The 14,699-nt window shown below is 47.5% G+C and carries 17 protein-coding genes and 1 pseudogene; 12 read left to right on the forward strand and 6 right to left on the reverse strand.

From position 1 onward, the window contains the following. Nucleotides 1–40: 40 nt before the first annotated feature. Genes GMA8713_RS13600 through GMA8713_RS13610 form a run of 3 tightly spaced genes read left to right on the forward strand, consistent with a single transcriptional unit; the run spans nucleotide 41 to nucleotide 2,552 of the window. Complete coding sequence (locus GMA8713_RS13600) at nucleotides 41–1,018, forward strand: YVTN family beta-propeller repeat protein (RefSeq protein WP_062710738.1); 978 nt, start codon at nucleotides 41–43, stop codon at nucleotides 1,016–1,018. A gap of 20 nt (nucleotides 1,019–1,038) precedes the next feature. Then, the gene (locus GMA8713_RS13605; RefSeq protein ID WP_062710741.1) at nucleotides 1,039–1,761 is read left to right on the forward strand and encodes an ATP-binding cassette domain-containing protein; all 723 of its coding nucleotides are present in this window, start codon (nucleotides 1,039–1,041) and stop codon (nucleotides 1,759–1,761) included. After that, complete coding sequence (locus GMA8713_RS13610) at nucleotides 1,758–2,552, forward strand: ABC transporter permease (RefSeq protein ID WP_062710744.1); 795 nt, start codon at nucleotides 1,758–1,760, stop codon at nucleotides 2,550–2,552. Before GMA8713_RS13605 ends, GMA8713_RS13610 begins: the two co-directional genes overlap by 4 nt. A 77-nt stretch (nucleotides 2,553–2,629) precedes the next feature. Here the strand turns inward: GMA8713_RS13610 and GMA8713_RS13615 are convergent, their stop codons facing one another. The 3 genes from GMA8713_RS13615 to dusA all read right to left on the reverse strand — a co-directional run bounded on the left by GMA8713_RS13615 (nucleotide 2,630) and on the right by dusA (nucleotide 4,875). Next, on the reverse strand, nucleotides 2,630–3,271 hold the full coding sequence (locus tag GMA8713_RS13615) for a TIGR04219 family outer membrane beta-barrel protein (RefSeq protein WP_062710747.1): 642 nt from the start codon (nucleotides 3,269–3,271) through the stop codon (nucleotides 2,630–2,632). Nucleotides 3,272–3,413: 142 nt separating this feature from the next. Further along, nucleotides 3,414–3,680: an envelope stress response protein PspG gene (pspG, locus tag GMA8713_RS13620; RefSeq protein WP_062710750.1), complete on the reverse strand. Its 267-nt coding sequence runs from the start codon at nucleotides 3,678–3,680 to the stop codon at nucleotides 3,414–3,416. Nucleotides 3,681–3,861: 181 nt separating this feature from the next. Beyond that, nucleotides 3,862–4,875, reverse strand: coding sequence for a tRNA dihydrouridine(20/20a) synthase DusA (gene dusA, locus GMA8713_RS13625; protein WP_422615201.1), 1,014 nt, complete (start codon nucleotides 4,873–4,875; stop codon nucleotides 3,862–3,864). 98 nt (nucleotides 4,876–4,973) lie between these two features. On the opposite strand from dusA, the gene GMA8713_RS13630 reads away from it, so the two are divergent. Beyond that, on the forward strand, nucleotides 4,974–6,044 hold the full coding sequence (locus GMA8713_RS13630) for a tyrosine-type recombinase/integrase (RefSeq protein WP_062710752.1): 1,071 nt from the start codon (nucleotides 4,974–4,976) through the stop codon (nucleotides 6,042–6,044). Nucleotides 6,045–6,095: 51 nt separating this feature from the next. On the opposite strand, the gene GMA8713_RS13635 is transcribed toward GMA8713_RS13630, so the two are convergent. Beyond that, nucleotides 6,096–7,040: a helix-turn-helix domain-containing protein gene (locus tag GMA8713_RS13635; protein WP_232314440.1), complete on the reverse strand. Its 945-nt coding sequence runs from the start codon at nucleotides 7,038–7,040 to the stop codon at nucleotides 6,096–6,098. A gap of 134 nt (nucleotides 7,041–7,174) precedes the next feature. On the opposite strand from GMA8713_RS13635, the gene GMA8713_RS13645 reads away from it, so the two are divergent. The 5 genes from GMA8713_RS13645 to GMA8713_RS27340 are packed head-to-tail and all read left to right on the forward strand — an operon-like array spanning nucleotide 7,175 to nucleotide 11,326. Further along, on the forward strand, nucleotides 7,175–7,711 hold the full coding sequence (locus GMA8713_RS13645) for a phage regulatory CII family protein (RefSeq protein WP_062710758.1): 537 nt from the start codon (nucleotides 7,175–7,177) through the stop codon (nucleotides 7,709–7,711). A gap of 12 nt (nucleotides 7,712–7,723) precedes the next feature. Further along, nucleotides 7,724–7,987: a pyocin activator PrtN family protein gene (locus GMA8713_RS13650; RefSeq protein WP_062710760.1), complete on the forward strand. Its 264-nt coding sequence runs from the start codon at nucleotides 7,724–7,726 to the stop codon at nucleotides 7,985–7,987. 10 nt (nucleotides 7,988–7,997) lie between these two features. After that, nucleotides 7,998–8,126: a hypothetical protein gene (locus GMA8713_RS28430; protein WP_269747451.1), complete on the forward strand. Its 129-nt coding sequence runs from the start codon at nucleotides 7,998–8,000 to the stop codon at nucleotides 8,124–8,126. Next, a complete protein-coding gene (locus tag GMA8713_RS13655; RefSeq protein ID WP_062710761.1) occupies nucleotides 8,123–11,107 on the forward strand; it encodes a replication endonuclease in 2,985 nt (994 codons plus the stop codon). Before GMA8713_RS28430 ends, GMA8713_RS13655 begins: the two co-directional genes overlap by 4 nt. A 57-nt stretch (nucleotides 11,108–11,164) precedes the next feature. Next, nucleotides 11,165–11,326, forward strand: a complete 162-nt coding sequence (locus GMA8713_RS27340) for a hypothetical protein (RefSeq protein ID WP_157515608.1) — start codon at nucleotides 11,165–11,167, stop codon at nucleotides 11,324–11,326. Nucleotides 11,327–11,697: 371 nt separating this feature from the next. Here GMA8713_RS27340 and GMA8713_RS28130 read toward each other — a convergent pair whose 3' ends face one another. Beyond that, the gene (locus tag GMA8713_RS28130; RefSeq protein ID WP_062710775.1) at nucleotides 11,698–11,946 is read right to left on the reverse strand and encodes an ogr/Delta-like zinc finger family protein; all 249 of its coding nucleotides are present in this window, start codon (nucleotides 11,944–11,946) and stop codon (nucleotides 11,698–11,700) included. A 60-nt stretch (nucleotides 11,947–12,006) separates the two neighbouring features. Next, a pseudogene (locus GMA8713_RS28435) lies at nucleotides 12,007–12,144 on the reverse strand (ogr/Delta-like zinc finger family protein); the annotation flags it as partial. Nucleotides 12,145–12,504: 360 nt separating this feature from the next. On the opposite strand from GMA8713_RS28435, the gene GMA8713_RS13665 reads away from it, so the two are divergent. The 3 genes from GMA8713_RS13665 (at nucleotide 12,505) to GMA8713_RS13675 (ending at nucleotide 14,223) form a co-directional block, all read left to right on the forward strand. Then, a complete protein-coding gene (locus GMA8713_RS13665; RefSeq protein ID WP_062710762.1) occupies nucleotides 12,505–13,101 on the forward strand; it encodes a hypothetical protein in 597 nt (198 codons plus the stop codon). Between the two features lie 13 nt (nucleotides 13,102–13,114). Beyond that, nucleotides 13,115–13,348 carry a hypothetical protein gene (locus tag GMA8713_RS13670; RefSeq protein ID WP_062710765.1) on the forward strand — a complete coding sequence of 78 codons (234 nt, stop codon included), beginning with the start codon at nucleotides 13,115–13,117 and terminating at the stop codon, nucleotides 13,346–13,348. A gap of 344 nt (nucleotides 13,349–13,692) precedes the next feature. Beyond that, a complete protein-coding gene (locus tag GMA8713_RS13675; RefSeq protein WP_062710768.1) occupies nucleotides 13,693–14,223 on the forward strand; it encodes a HEAT repeat domain-containing protein in 531 nt (176 codons plus the stop codon). Nucleotides 14,224–14,699: the final 476 nt, after the last annotated feature.

Raw genomic sequence — 14,699 nt, forward strand, 5'->3', positions numbered from 1 at the left:
TCTGTTTCATCGAACGACAGCTAACAATAAGGACATCACCATGAATTATTCGAAATCGATTCTCGCCGTGGTCTTCTCGGTGCTGTTAGCCACTCCCGCTTTGGCAAAGGAGGTGGCTTATGTGGCAAACGAAAAGGATGACACCGTCAGTGTGATAGACATGGACACGATGGAAGTGATTGACACCATTGAGGTGGGAGATCGCCCCCGCGGAGTGGAACTCAGTAAAGACGGCTCCAAACTGTTTATCTGTGCCAGTGAATCCGACACCGTACAAATCCTCGATATTGCCACTAACACCATTGTTGGCGATCTGCCTTCTGGCGATGATCCTGAGCTCTTTGCCCTGCATCCGGATGGCAAACGCCTTTACATTGCCAACGAAGACGACGCGCTAATGACAGTGGTCGACATTCCAACCAGCAGCGTGGTTGCGCAAGTGGAAGTGGGTGTTGAGCCAGAAGGCGTAGCGGTAAGCCCTGATGGAAAAATTGCCATCATCACCTCTGAAACCTCCAACATGGCGCACTGGATTGATACCGAATCGAACCAGATGGTGCATAACACTTTGGTTGATGCCCGCCCGCGTTATGCCGAATTCACACCGGACGGTAGCCAACTTTGGGTAAGTGCAGAAATTGGCGGTACTGTGTCAGTTATCGACACTGACACCAAAGAAATCATCAAGAAAATCGGCTTTGCGCCCAAAGGCGTCCACAAAGACAAAGTGCAGCCGGTCGGTGTGAAAATCACAGCAGATGGCAAAACCGCATTTGTCGCATTGGGACCAGCAAACCATGTTGCCGTGGTTAATACTGATACCTTGGAAGTGGAAGATTATCTTTTGGTGGGTCGCCGTGTGTGGCAAATGGCCTTCAACGGCGAGCAGGATACATTGCTGGCGACCAATGGCGTGAGCGGCGATGTGTCGATCATTGACGTTCCGAACCGCAAGGTGGTGAAAACCGTGAAAGTCGGTCGCTACCCTTGGGGAGTGGCTGTTGGTCAAGCGGAATAAGGAGAGGTGAGACACCTGACATGATTGAAGTTTCCGGATTGTCTCACCATTATGGTTCGCGCTGCGCCCTGAGCGATCTCTCCCTTACGCTGGGACGCGGCCTTCATATGCTTCTTGGCCCGAATGGTGCCGGGAAAAGCACGCTGTTTTCCTTGCTCACCCGTTTATCGCCTATCCAACAGGGCGACATCGCTTTGTTGGGAGAAGTACCATCCCGCCAGACCATGGCGAAGCTCGGCATGGTGTTCCAGCAAAGCACCCTCGACCTTGATTTGACCGTGGGGCAAAACCTCAGTTATTACGGCGCCCTGCATGGCTACAGCAAAAAACATAGCCTCGAAAAAGCTGCGCCCCTGTTGGCGCATTTTTCTCTTACCGACCGCATAAACGACAAAGTCCGCACCTTAAATGGCGGACATCGGCGTCGCACCGAACTTGTCCGTTCATTAATGCATTCACCCTCTATTCTGTTGTTGGATGAACCCACCAGCGGGCTTGATCCCAAAGCGCGGGCATCCCTTTCTGACGCGGTAAGAAGTCTTTGCGAGCAGCAGCCATTATGTGTGCTCTGGGCAACCCATTTGATTGAAGAAGTGGATGACAATGATGATGTGTTGATCCTTCATCGCGGCACCTTGCGGGCGCACAACAAGGCCAGTGAACTTAGAGCCTTGCACCAGCATCCGACACTTGCGAAAGTCTTCGCCACCCTAACCTCAGATAACGAGGGGGAAAACCGATGAGCTATTGGTATGCGTTTGTCGGAATTTGCTATCGCGAATGGCTGCGTTTTTTCTCCCAACGGGCAAGGTTTGCGGCCAGCCTCGTCAGGCCGCTTTTGTGGCTCGTGGTGTTTGCGGCGGGTTTCAGGGCGGCGCTTGGCATTGCCATCATGGAGCCCTACGCCACCTACATCAATTACGAGGAATATATCCTGCCCGGCCTTTGCGCCATGATCTTGCTGTTCAATGGCATGCAAAGCTCACTGTCGATTGTCTATGACCGGGAAATGGGCAGCATCAAAGTGCTATTGACCAGTCCACTCCCGCGCCCTTTTTTGCTGCTTTCCAAACAAATAGCCAGTGCTCTGGTCAGCGTGCTTCAGGTCGGTGCTTTTCTCGTGATAGCAGCGCTATACGACAGGCCATTGGAGCCAATGGGTTATGTGCTGGTGATCCCCGCCCTTTTCCTCGTTGCCCTGATGCTCAGTGCCCTAGGTATCGTCATTGCCTCGCGCATCAAACAACTGGAGAATTTCGCCGGGGTGATGAACTTTGTCATTTTTCCGATGTTTTTCCTTTCCTCAGCACTTTATCCGCTTTGGAAAATGCAGGAAGCGAGTCTCTGGCTCTATGAAATCTGTCGCTTTAACCCCTTCACTTTTGGCGTCGAGCTTATTCGGTTCGCGCTGTATCAGCAGTTGAATGTCACCGCCCTACTGGTGGTATCCGGCTTTACGCTGGCGTTTGTGATTCTCGCCGTCGCCGGTTTCCAGCCCGTTAAAGAACAAGGCAAACCCGGCGGAAAGCCATAAGCCAACCAACAACTGTCCCTAAACAACAGACACAAAAAAACCGCGCCTTTGCGCGGTTTTCTCAACATTTTCAGGGCTTAGAAGTTGAACTCTACACCACCGAAGAAACCGTCATTGAAGAACTTACCATCGTTCGCACCGAAGTAGTTGAAGTCGTAGTCCTGAACGCGGTAACCCGCTTTGAAGTTCAGGTCAGCGGCAACCAGACCCAGAGTGAACAACACACCCGCTTCTGCATCAACAGTGCTGGTGTCGTCGTAGCTACCAAAGCTGAAGGTACCAAACAGAGAAACTGGGGTTGCTGGAATGCCCAAACGCACATCAGAGTATACTGCTGGCTGCCACTCATCGAAGCTACGACCAGTGAAGCGACCGTCGAATTTCTGCAGGTTCAGACCGATGTCGAAAGCGATCAGGTCGTTGTCCAGAATTTCGTAGTACGCAATCAGATCGTACTGGGTGAAGTCCACGTCAAACTTTGCAGACTCCACGCCGGTGTAACGGATTTTCGCGTTTGGCACCAGTGGAATGAAGTGTTCGAAAGCGGCGTAGTAAGATGGCTGAACGCTTGCATCGTCGGCACGAACGTCGTTGACTTTCGCATCTGCATACCATGCATCTGCACCAACTTTAGCCCCTAAAAGCACTGCAGCATGTGCAGGCATTGCGATTACACCGGCTACTGCCAGCGCAGCCAGAGAAAGGTTTAGTTTTTTCATTGAAAGGGCTCCGCCTTACATTCTTTGAGTTTATGGTTTGCGAGCACTATAGCAAAACCAAGACAAAGATTCCGCACAAACTGCCGGATTTTTATGCGGAATAATCACTCTTATCAAGAAACACAATCAATTAAAGCGCCGTTTAGAAACGGCGTGCTCGATGATAACGTCGTGATCGTTTGTAGCAGTAATTACGCGCTTGGGTGGCAGTTTTATCACGGCCTTTTAGCAACCAGACAATCACAGCAGCCAGCAAAATCCATGGTAGCATTTTGAATACCAAGCCAATCATGCCTGCCAGTGCCATCACGATAAATCCCACCGCCATCGCAGCGACAATGCCTAAAAAGCTGATACCCGTTGCCAACAGTGCAATGGTAAAACCAATAATAAACAGAAACTCGATCATCATACCCTCCTAAGGTTAGTGCCTCTTTATTGTTTGTATTAGGTATTGCACGAAGCAGGCCAACTTTATCAACCCCATTTAAAACAAACAGATAAAGAAAGAGCGCCGCAGTTTGGCTGCGGCGCCTCGTTTGTTCTTGGTAAATTTTACCGACTATTGAGTCAAATTTAACCAGACTGACTTACACATCAAGATGCGCAGGGATTTTTGCCAGTGCGGCTTCCAGCACTTCAACGCCTGAGCCTGGTTTGTGCGCGTTTTCACTGATGTATCGACGCCATTGACGTGCACCCGGCATGTTTTGGAACAAGCCCAGCATGTGACGACTGATGTGATTGAGGTAAGTACCCTTGCTCAATTCTGCTTCAATGTAAGGGAACATGGCTTTCACAGCGTCACTGCGTTTGATGATTGGTACATCGCAGCCAAACAGGCGATTATCCACTTCGGCCAACATGTAAGGGCTTTGGTAGGCCTCACGGCCAATCATGACGCCATCTAGATACTTCAGATGCTTTTCCGCTTCTTCGAGCGATTTAATACCACCGTTGATCGCCATGGTCAGGTGCGGAAAGTCTTTCTTCAGTTGGTAAACGCGAGGGTAATCCAGTGGCGGAATTTCACGGTTCTCTTTAGGGCTCAGGCCAGAAAGCCACGCTTTACGCGCATGAATGGTGAAGTTATCACAGCCGCCTTTCTCGCTCACTGTGCGCACAAAATCGACCAGAAACTCATAGCTGTCCTGATCGTCGATACCGATACGAGTTTTTACGGTCACCGGAATATCGACCACTTCTTTCATTGCCGATATGCACTGCGCCACCAACTCTGCTTCGCCCATCAGACAAGCACCGAAACGACCATTTTGAACGCGATCAGACGGGCAACCCACGTTGAGGTTGATTTCATCGTAGCCACGCTCAACCGCCAGCTTGGCACAGGTCGCCAAATCCACAGGGTTTGAACCACCCAGTTGCAGCGCGACAGAATGCTCTTCTTCATTAAACGCCAGAAAGTCACCTTTACCGTGGATAATGGCACCCGTGGTCACCATTTCGGTATACAGTAGCGCATTCTTGGAGAGGATGCGGTGGAAGTAGCGGCAATGACGGTCAGTCCAATCCAGCATCGGCGCAACAGAAAAACGAGCAGTGGAGAAAGTCGGCGTAATGTCAGGCGTAGCCTGTGTTTTCATTGAATTTGTCATACTTATGAATTGCTGCAAATCGCTTTGAATAGTCGCTAATTTCCTTATACAGTACCCCTATAGGTTCCCTCAAGCGGGTAGGACAAATGGCCTCTTTCTCAGTAGAAACTCGCAAACTGGCGAGTGGCGAACTGCGGTTCAAAGCGACAGTTATCGTCAAAAAAAGTGGAAAAATTATACACCGAGAATCCAAAACATTCAGAAAAAAAGCGCTAGCTCAAACTTTCGGTAAGAAACGCGTGAATGAACTGGAAGAAAACGGCGTGAGGAGTACCAAGGCGGTTTCCCTAGGGGAACTGATCGACATGTTCATGCTAGAGGCCGATTTATGGAACAACACAGGCCGCACCAAACGCTATGTGATTCAAATGCTGCGTGACTGCAACATAGCCACAGTGAAAACTGACGAACTGAAAACCAGCGACCTGATCACCCACTGCAAAGAACGCAGAAGCGCGGGCGCTGGTCCCGCGACCATTTATCATGATATCGCCTACCTACGCAGCATCATGAAGAAAGCTAAACCCGTTTGGAACATAGAAGCCAACTATGCAGTGTTCGAAGAAGCGGTGCCAATCCTGATAGACATGAAACTGGTTGGCAAAAGCCAGAAGCGAACGCGACGACCCACAGAAAACGAAATCGACAGGCTAAAAGAAGGGCTGGAAAAGCGCATGGCCTACAGGCCGAACGGCCCTACTCGCATTCCCTTCGTTGATATTCTCGAATTTAGCATTCTTACCTGTATGCGAATTGGCGAAGTTTGCGCCCTCCGCTGGGAAGACCTGAACGAAGACAACAAAACCGTGATGGTTCGAGACAGGAAAGATCCACGTAAAAAAGAAGGTAATCACATGTTAGTGCCATTACTCGGTGGTTCATTCGATATCATCAAACGTCAAGCACAAAACAGTGATCGTATCTTTCCCTACAACGCCAAAAGCGTGACCGCAGGGTTTCAACGTGTGCGTAACCAACTCGGAATAGAAGATTTACGTTATCATGATTTACGCCGTGAAGGCGCTAGTAGGTTGTTTGAGAAAGGCTATTCCATTGAAGAAGTAGCTCAGGTAACAGGTCATAGAAACTTGAACATACTTTGGCAGGTTTACACGCAATTGTTCCCGCATAAGCTTCATAACAAAAACCTCGCATAAGCGAGGTTTTTTCAGCAAATTAAATGAATTTTCTTGAAGAGATGCACCAAGTCACTCCTTGGCCATACTCATCACAACACGGCCAAGAGTTTTGATTTCTTCTTCTGAGATCTGCATTGCTGTTCCATTAAAATCAATCGACAGGTTTTTACCCGGAAGCCTTTGCGCTTGGTTGATGGTATACACCCCATCTATATCAAAGAGGTATCGACCAGAAGCCACATTGCTGTCTGAAGTATCTATGATAAGAATTAAATCTGAATCTCTTATTACTTCCAGTTTCTCTGGCTCCACATCTAAAAGTTCAACTTGAGAGTTATCCAGGTTAAAACTCCCAACTTCTTTTAAGGCACCTTTCATCAGTTTCTTAAAAGGAACTCGTAATCTTGATTCAGAAAAGTCCCCATAAGGGAAAAGCTCACCTTCCCCCAGAGATAGAGATCTAAGATCAGCGCCGAAGTGCAGACTGGCTCTAAGTAAAAGCTCATATGGTATTAAGCCTCTTTTTCGCCAAGTTGCTATCGTATTCTTAGGCACTCCAAACACGTCAGCTAACTGAATATCCTTCTCTACACCAGAAACCTCCTTCAACTTCTCGATGACATCCTCGCCGCCAAGATAATTGAATGCAGGCACCTTCGCCTCCAACCTCGAACCAACTTTGGTCATAAAAACCCCGCAAAATAGAATTAAGGTCACAAAAACGACAAAAGAAATCATTGTAATTTCTTTTGAACCACACATAGACATTGACAAGATTTCATTTGCGATCCTATTCTTGTCCATATCAGGGCATGCCACGATGTGACAAGTCGCATCAGAAAGCTCTGAGTACCAACAGGAGAGGATATCACTATGAACAAGACCGAGATAGTACGTGAAAGGATGTATTGCACTGTTGCTGAGTTCGCAAATGAATGCGGTGTGAGCAATCGCACAATCGAGCGCAGAATTTCCGATGGAATAATCCCAATCCTTCCTAAGAAGAAGGGCCAAAAGACACTCATCAACTTGCGCTTACTACAAAAACGCGCAGAGCAAGCCGAGTGAACAACTTATTAATGGCTGCGTACAACTTATTCGCAATCGCGGCCATCCTGACCCCTTATGTACTCAAATGAGTTTCAATCATGGTTACAGATAGCTCAATGTGCGACTCACGCGAACGCAAACAAAAGATTTGGGATGAACACTGTTATACGTTTGCGAATAGCACTGATATGACGAATATGGCGCAACGCATCGGCATCACGCCGCAAATGATGCGTAACAAGGTGAATCCAAGTCAACCGCATGAACTGAAAGTTCGTGAACTTATAGACATTACCAACACCGGAAATGAAACCCTTATAAGTGGTCTTTTGCTTGCGTGCGGCATGGTTGGCGCAAAACTGCCAAAAGAAAATGAATCAGCGACACTCGCAATACGAGCCCTGCTCTCTTCAAAACACGCTGGTGAAATTTCAGCGGCAGCACTAGAAAACGCTGGCGCTGAACGCCTACCCCGCACCGAGCGCGAAACCTTGCGCGACGTCGCCCACCGCAGCATCAGAAACATGGTGTTGCTGATATCTGATTTAGAAAACCGCACTGCTGGCATTGCACCTTTCCTTTCCATGTCTATGGAAACGATAGGCAACGGCATGCCATTGCCCGGACTGGCATAAGGAACCAAAACAATGAATACACAATTCGCCCTATTGGCACGTTTTGAAAGCCCGACCATTCCACTAAAGCACGTGTGTGTCGAGTTCTTTGGCATTCAACACAAAACCGCAGAAGCACAAGCCAAAAGCGGAGAGTTCCCCATCCCAACTTTCAAGATGCGCAATTCAGAGCGCAGCCCAACGTTAGTTCACATCGAAGACTTGGCAAAGCACATTGATGCCCAATTGACCAAAGCTCGTGAGGAGTGGGCCTCGGTCAATAACACTGATGCTTGAGGAGACACTCATGAGCAACGTAATCACACAAGCCTGTTCTCAGGTGGATAACATCAACTACCACAATGGCTTGCTGGCCAAAGGGCTAGGTAAAGGCAACTACCGAGTTGTTGATGCGCAGGAGTTGGCAGCGGTATGACTCGCCCAGCAGTGCAAACTACTTATGTTGCTGCCTATGTCAGTAACCAAGGTGGTTTAATTCGAGACAGTAAAACAGGTAGACCTCGTCATCTTCGACTCGGAAATTTTGCAAATATAGAACAGGCCACAGCGAAAGCCTGCTCGCAAATGGGTTGCATCAGGGTTCGTTCAAAGTATGGCGTAAGTCTGGTTTCCAGAGGCGAAGGCAAAGGAAAAGAAGCGTTTTCCATTCTGCGTGAAGCCGAAGTAAGGCAAGAAACCCAAGAAGTGGTTTACCTAGAAGAAGGAACCAAAGCCGCATATGAAGCAGAAAAGCTGACCCAATTATGGTCCGCTGGTGCTTTGCCCCCCCGTGAGGTTTCCGGCCTTGCCCTGCCGCCAGATAAGCATACCCTTGAACCGGAGGTTATGAGTGTCACCGAGCGCAAACTTTATGAGGTAAACCCAGACGACCATGACTGGCGTAAGCCTTACTTCGCTGATTTGCCAGATTATCTGGTGCGATACTTTGCCAATAAATACATCAGCATCTTTAACAACGAAGGCCGCAAGGCGGCAAACGAATTTGTAGTCAAACGAATGGGCGGTGAATTGCAGCGCCGAATTCGTTTGGTGATGAACCGTTACCGCAAACTACCCACCCTTAAAAAAGTGGCGATACTGGCAGGTGACTATGCCGACAAACTTAAAGAAGCTGATAGGCATGCCGCTCAGGTAAACCTATTTACAGGCCCACAGAAAGAACGCCTCCCGTTCGATTTCGACACCACAAAAACAAAACCACAGCGTGAAAAATTACTCTGCGAGCTAGGCCGTGAAGAAATCAAAGTATTGGCCTTTAAGCTGGCCAACGTCTGCCAAGAGAAAATGCTCGCATTTGTGGACGCCCTGCAATCAGGTACAGAGCGCCCAAAAGTGATGAAAAAGGCCTACAGAGATATTGCACAGTTTGCGGCTATGCTCGGCATAAAACCGCCCATAAGTAAGAAAAAGCCCTCAACAGGAGATTACGAAAGCGGCCTGCTGAAAATGACCGCTGAAGACTGGTGGGAAGATAGACTAAACAAATCACGCAAGTTCATGCGTGAACACCTCGCCATTGCCATGGGCCAAGTCAGCAAAAACGCCAGCCCCTATTGCTCACGAGATTGCCAGTACGAATACGAAGAGCAGAAGAAACGCAATTGGGAAGCCATCGAAGCCACGGAGCTCTTCGACGCAGAAACCGAAGAAACCGTCTCACTGAAAGACATGGTACTGAAGTCAGTGGCAAACCCTGCCATTCGTCGTATGGAGCTCATGGTACGTACACGCGGCTGTGAAGATATTGCCAACCACTTCGGTTTGACTGGCTTGTTCCTAACCCTGACGGCGCCCAGCCGCTATCACAACACCTACAAAAAAGGGGGGTTCATTCCACATTGGAGCGGCTCAAGCCCGCGTGATGCCCAGCATTACTTGAACCGCACCTGGGCGAAAATCCGCGCAGCATTAGCACGCGCTGACATCCGTTGGTTTGGCGTGCGCACTGCGGAGCCACACCATGATGGTACACCCCACTGGCACCTGTTGTTATGGACAAAGCCGGAAAACGTTTTCCGCATCACCAAGGTGTTTATCGAATACGCCATTCGAGAGGACAGGCACGAACTGTTCACCCAAAAGCGCCTCTTTTATCCAGTGCAATATGCTGGCGTGCCAATGCCACAGGTAGAGCCAAACAGCCGTTTCACCGTTCCAAAAATGCTAGACCACCGCTTTACCAGCAAATTAAAAGGCGTGGCAAATCTGCGCCCAAAGGTGGAGGTCCCCAGAGGCGTCATGCCATATCCATTCACCGATACGCCAGAACTGACCGATCACAACATAGATTACTCAGCCAGGTGTGACGTGAAATTCATCGACCCAGAAAAAGGCAGCGCAACCGGCTACATCGCCAAATACATTTCCAAGAACATCGATGGTTATGCGATGGAAGGCGAAAAAGATGAAGAAACAGGCGAAGACGTCAAAGACACGGCAAAAGCTGTTACGGCATGGAAGGCTCGATGGAACATCCGCCAGTTTCAATTCTTTGGTGGTGCGCCTGTTACCACTTACCGCGAACTACGCCGCTATGCCAATGCAAACAAAATGGCGTTTAGCAACTACCTGGCGCAGCAAGAGCGGAACGATCTGATCAACATACTCGAACATAGCTACCCAGATGATTTCATTGGCCCTCGGCTTAATGCCACCACCGTGGAGAATATGAAAATGAAAACCAAAGACATCTTTATCAGACTGATGGACGCTTATCAGCCAATCCAAGAAAGCGCGAGCGTAACGGGAACACTCAAGGCCGCAGACCAAGGAGACTGGAAAGGCTACGTCATGGGGCAAGGTGGGCCATTTGTATCGCGCGATGCACTTAAAATCCGTAACGATTACGAACAGACGCCGTTTGGAACCGTTTACGGAGAAACAGCATCCAAAATAATTGGCTTTATCGCCGAAGGTGAACACATAAAAACGCGCACCAGAGTGTGGGATATCCGTAAAAAGTCTGACGAGACAGCAGAGGCTCTTGCTCTTTCTGGCGGCTCTGCCGCCTCTCGGAGTTCTGTCAATAACTGTACGCACTCCGTCTTCGAAGGTATTACGAAGCCATTTGATATTGGAGATGATGCGTTAAGCGCATTACTGAAAGGCTCTCGCGTCAGTGTTGGTGGGGGTAGCAGTATCAAAATACGCCAAGTTAGCGAAATGGTATTAGATGACACAGGCCACTACATCACCATAGAGCGCCCCCCACAGCTCATAGAAATTGACGACCGATGCCACCAACAAGACATGAAGGCATTCGATAACGCCCTGTCAGACTTCATTAACTACGGAAAACCGGAAGAAATACCACCGGAAAGACTCAAAAACACCCAACCCGACCTTTCTCGAATTCCCCCAACCTACTGGGACAGTGAAGAATGGATGCTGATTTAGTGGAAAGGAGCAAAAGCTCATGGCAACCCGAAAACAATATGAAAATTAGGAGGCTAGATGTCTATGTCTAATTTAAAAGAGGAAGCGATTTGCTTTGTAGAAGATACACTGGCAGTAGACACCGCCGCAGACATAGAACAAAAACAAAGAATCGCAGAGTACCTGAAAAGGCTAATCAGGGAAGACAATAGGAACGAGCCGCCTTCACCCACACACTGAACACCTCACCCGACACAAACCGGAACGCGACAGGCCCAGAATTGCCCCACCCCCACAGCAGCTAAGGCCTGTCGCTGTTTTTTTGAAAAACTGCGGAAAGTGGAAGCCAAATTAGTTCAAGCACTTATGCTAGAAATGTTCCCACCCCTCTTGACGAGCCCCTTCGAAATCAGCACATTAAAGCTCTCCCCTTAAACACCTCAAACAGCACATTTTTTCATTTGGGACAAATGTAACTAACGAGGTGTCAATGACCGACAGAACCCAAGCCGTCCTAGATTGGATAGAAGCACGCGCAGCCGAAAACACCGCCAATCAAGACGAAAATATCGTCGTGCCTTACATTAAATCACTTGTACAGAAAGCCGCGCCTAAAACAGCGCCAGTTGCTCATGAAGGGTCTTGCGAACGGAAGGGGTAACAGAACGGATTAACGCCAGGGCAAGCGCCTCAGTGGTATGGGCCGAAGGGCTGAGCGTATGCGAGAACGCCCGAACCATCACAAACCGATGGCCACAACCACTGCATTCACAATACAAATCTGCCACGTTGGCTGAGAGGCGGTTGGTTTTCTGAATACAGGCGCGTTCCCCACAACTGCAAACAATACGCTTACCCACCACAGAAGCACCGAGTGACGCGCTGGGCGTTGCAGAAGCAGGAACAAAAAGCGAGTGCTTAAAAGACAAGGAAGAAACAAAGGTATGCCCACATTCAGGGTCAATACAGGAGCAAAATAGTGATACCGAGGCGTCGTCTTCCTTTTTACTGCGGCTAATCACGGCACGAGAACCACACTGACATTCAATACGCATCATACCGTCCCCAAGCCACTGACCCAGAGGATGATTATACAACAAACACTGTATTTATGAACAGTAATGAGTAAAAGGTGCTTTCGACCAGATGAGTTGATAGAACTTTATAGAGAGAGGAAAAATAGCCCCTACCTGCTGTGGTACTGGTAAACCGTGCGATCACACTCGCGCATATCACTAGATAATGTGACATATTGCTTGACGCACACTGATAGACACCAAATTTGCCAAAGAAAACAGAGATCATATGCACATTTTATTGGTCATTTTGGTATAGATTTGCATACGTCTCTAAATGCTTAGCTATACCTTTCTTGCTGTTTCAAATTTAAGACCTTCTAATCCCACAAGGATACGAACATGGCAAAAGTTTATTGTACTCCAGACAAATACAGCGAGAACTTCTCTGCACCGGCAGTATATTTGGGCGATGAAACGTGGAGTAAAATCCAAAACCTTAAAAAAAGTAACTTGGGTGCACTGTCTGTGTTTACCCAGAAAGTGGAAAACGAGGATAGCTTTTCGGCAAGCTTCGGTAGTTTGTTCTCAGCCTCCTATGATAGTGATAAGACTTTTCTTACCATCTGCTGCACCGTCTCAGAAAGCTTTGCTAACCCGGTAAGACATGATGGGCCTGATGCCATTCAGTTTGGTTATGGGTTTTACGTTGGTCTCGTCGTAGACGACAAAGACTTCAACTGTGATGGCTTCGGAACCATTAGGGCAAACATCTCAGATCATTCATTTACCAGTGAAGTTCAATTCATTGGGCTAAACACTTTTTTCTCTAACAACGCAGCCGCCAAACTCTGTCAAAGCATCATTCTCGATGGAACTGCCGGCGGTGACAATTCGCTAGATAACCTTGTGGTGGGCTCCACCAATCTAATGAAACTTCTGAACGATGCTCAAGACAATGACGTTAAAATCGACATCGTTTCTTACTCAGAAAGATAACTAAGGATATATAATGGCTAGTGTAAGTGTTATTCCACCAAATCCTACAGATATACCTTCCGAGATCAAATGTCAGGCTATTGCAGATAACATCAAAAAAGATAAAGGCTGGGATATTGAATTTGATATCACAAATTCAGATGCTGAATTCAGTACTGATGACGCAACAAGTGATGAATTAAAGATAGCTTTAACGGCCCGTTTTCCTGAAGACTGGACCTATCTTGCTCTTACCACGCAAGAATAACAAACATCTCAGTTACATTTATCCATGAAACAGCTCAATAAATCCAGCGGCGCCGGTTAACGCTGTCGCTGGCGTCCCCTAATTTGTTCCCCAGACAGAAAAGGGAGATGCGCAACTTAAAATTGCCCCAAAGTGAGCCAGCATCATTTTTGATGAGGTGTTGAAAAGTCTCCTATTCACCCTACTTTTTATAATCCGAAACGTGCTTTTCCACTGTTGATACACACGGTAAATGCAAAGGTATCGCATAATACCGAAGCAAGCCGTTTAGGGGTGTTTAATCGCCCATTTTGGGGTTGAATACACTGTTATAAAAAACTCGACGCGAACGGGGGATTTCAACAATGGACGCAGTAGATACGGAAGTTGAAGCACTCAAAGACCAGTTTCTTTGTTCCGACTGGGACTCGCTCTTGAAGACATCAGATAAATTAGTAGATATTGGGGGTGATGCGGTATCTCTGTTCTTTATCGAGTGTCTTGATTCCGTAAATGCTGATGTTAGAAATGGAGCAGCTTTGGCTCTCAGAGATATTGGCGATAAACGAGCAGTTGACCCTCTCATTGAAGGCGTTTTAAATCCAGTTGATCCTAAATGTTGTGCAACACTCGCATATGCCCTTGAAACCCATGACTGCAGCTCAAAATTTTTAGATGTTTTTAGAATATTATTTTATTCGAATTACGAATGTAAATGGAGTGCTCATAATATTCTGAATGAGCAAAAGTTTAGTTTTACAGATGAAGACTTGCTAAAGGTGAAAAGGATGTGGGAAGAGTGTCATTTGGCGCCAGAATTATGCCCAGCGTTTGAAGACTCAAAAGATAGAATTCAACATAATGTAGACTCATTTTTACTCTATCCATCTGATTAATATAAATTTTTAGCCAGGCAATGAACGGGGCGCTATGTCACTGCGGCGGCTTTTCAAAGTGTTGTGAATACAAAGGCATAAATGGTTTTGCTGGCACGTTTATGCCCCAAAGTGAGCCTGCATCAACTTTAAAACGGAATTTGAGAGTCTCCCGTTTACCATACTTTTTATAATCCAAACCTTACTTTTTCACTGTTGGTACATACAGAAGATGAAAAGGTGTCGCATAATACTGAAATAACACCATTTTGAATCGATTCCAGATTCAAGGCATGACATTTATGCAATTGAAGCATTGCGTAAATGGAAATATTCGCCTTATATAATCAACGGGCTTCCATCAAAAAGGCTAAATAACTGATCCGAATAGTGCTACATTTTCGCCGTGCCGTGGCAACCTCCCGGGTACGGCGATACGTTATCCATAAAGTGCTTCACCTTCCTGAGCAATTGCCACATATGTTTACACCTGTGAT

Source organism: Grimontia marina, from assembly GCF_900060185.1.
Taxonomy (GTDB): Bacteria; Pseudomonadota; Gammaproteobacteria; order Enterobacterales; family Vibrionaceae; genus Enterovibrio; species Enterovibrio marinus.

Coding starts and splice junctions, on each gene's coding strand:
- GMA8713_RS13600 (WP_062710738.1), top strand. CDS start 41: ATGAATTATTCGAAATCGATTCTCGCCGTGGTCTTCTCGGTGCTGTTA.
- GMA8713_RS13605 (WP_062710741.1), top strand. CDS start 1,039: ATGATTGAAGTTTCCGGATTGTCTCACCATTATGGTTCGCGCTGCGCC.
- GMA8713_RS13610 (WP_062710744.1), top strand. CDS start 1,758: ATGAGCTATTGGTATGCGTTTGTCGGAATTTGCTATCGCGAATGGCTG.
- GMA8713_RS13615 (WP_062710747.1), bottom strand. CDS start 3,271: ATGAAAAAACTAAACCTTTCTCTGGCTGCGCTGGCAGTAGCCGGTGTA.
- pspG (WP_062710750.1), bottom strand. CDS start 3,680: ATGATCGAGTTTCTGTTTATTATTGGTTTTACCATTGCACTGTTGGCA.
- dusA (WP_422615201.1), bottom strand. CDS start 4,875: ATGAAAACACAGGCTACGCCTGACATTACGCCGACTTTCTCCACTGCT.
- GMA8713_RS13630 (WP_062710752.1), top strand. CDS start 4,974: ATGGCCTCTTTCTCAGTAGAAACTCGCAAACTGGCGAGTGGCGAACTG.
- GMA8713_RS13645 (WP_062710758.1), top strand. CDS start 7,175: ATGGTTACAGATAGCTCAATGTGCGACTCACGCGAACGCAAACAAAAG.
- GMA8713_RS13650 (WP_062710760.1), top strand. CDS start 7,724: ATGAATACACAATTCGCCCTATTGGCACGTTTTGAAAGCCCGACCATT.
- GMA8713_RS28430 (WP_269747451.1), top strand. CDS start 7,998: ATGAGCAACGTAATCACACAAGCCTGTTCTCAGGTGGATAACATCAAC.
- GMA8713_RS13655 (WP_062710761.1), top strand. CDS start 8,123: ATGACTCGCCCAGCAGTGCAAACTACTTATGTTGCTGCCTATGTCAGT.
- GMA8713_RS27340 (WP_157515608.1), top strand. CDS start 11,165: ATGTCTATGTCTAATTTAAAAGAGGAAGCGATTTGCTTTGTAGAAGAT.
- GMA8713_RS13665 (WP_062710762.1), top strand. CDS start 12,505: ATGGCAAAAGTTTATTGTACTCCAGACAAATACAGCGAGAACTTCTCT.
- GMA8713_RS13670 (WP_062710765.1), top strand. CDS start 13,115: ATGGCTAGTGTAAGTGTTATTCCACCAAATCCTACAGATATACCTTCC.
- GMA8713_RS13675 (WP_062710768.1), top strand. CDS start 13,693: ATGGACGCAGTAGATACGGAAGTTGAAGCACTCAAAGACCAGTTTCTT.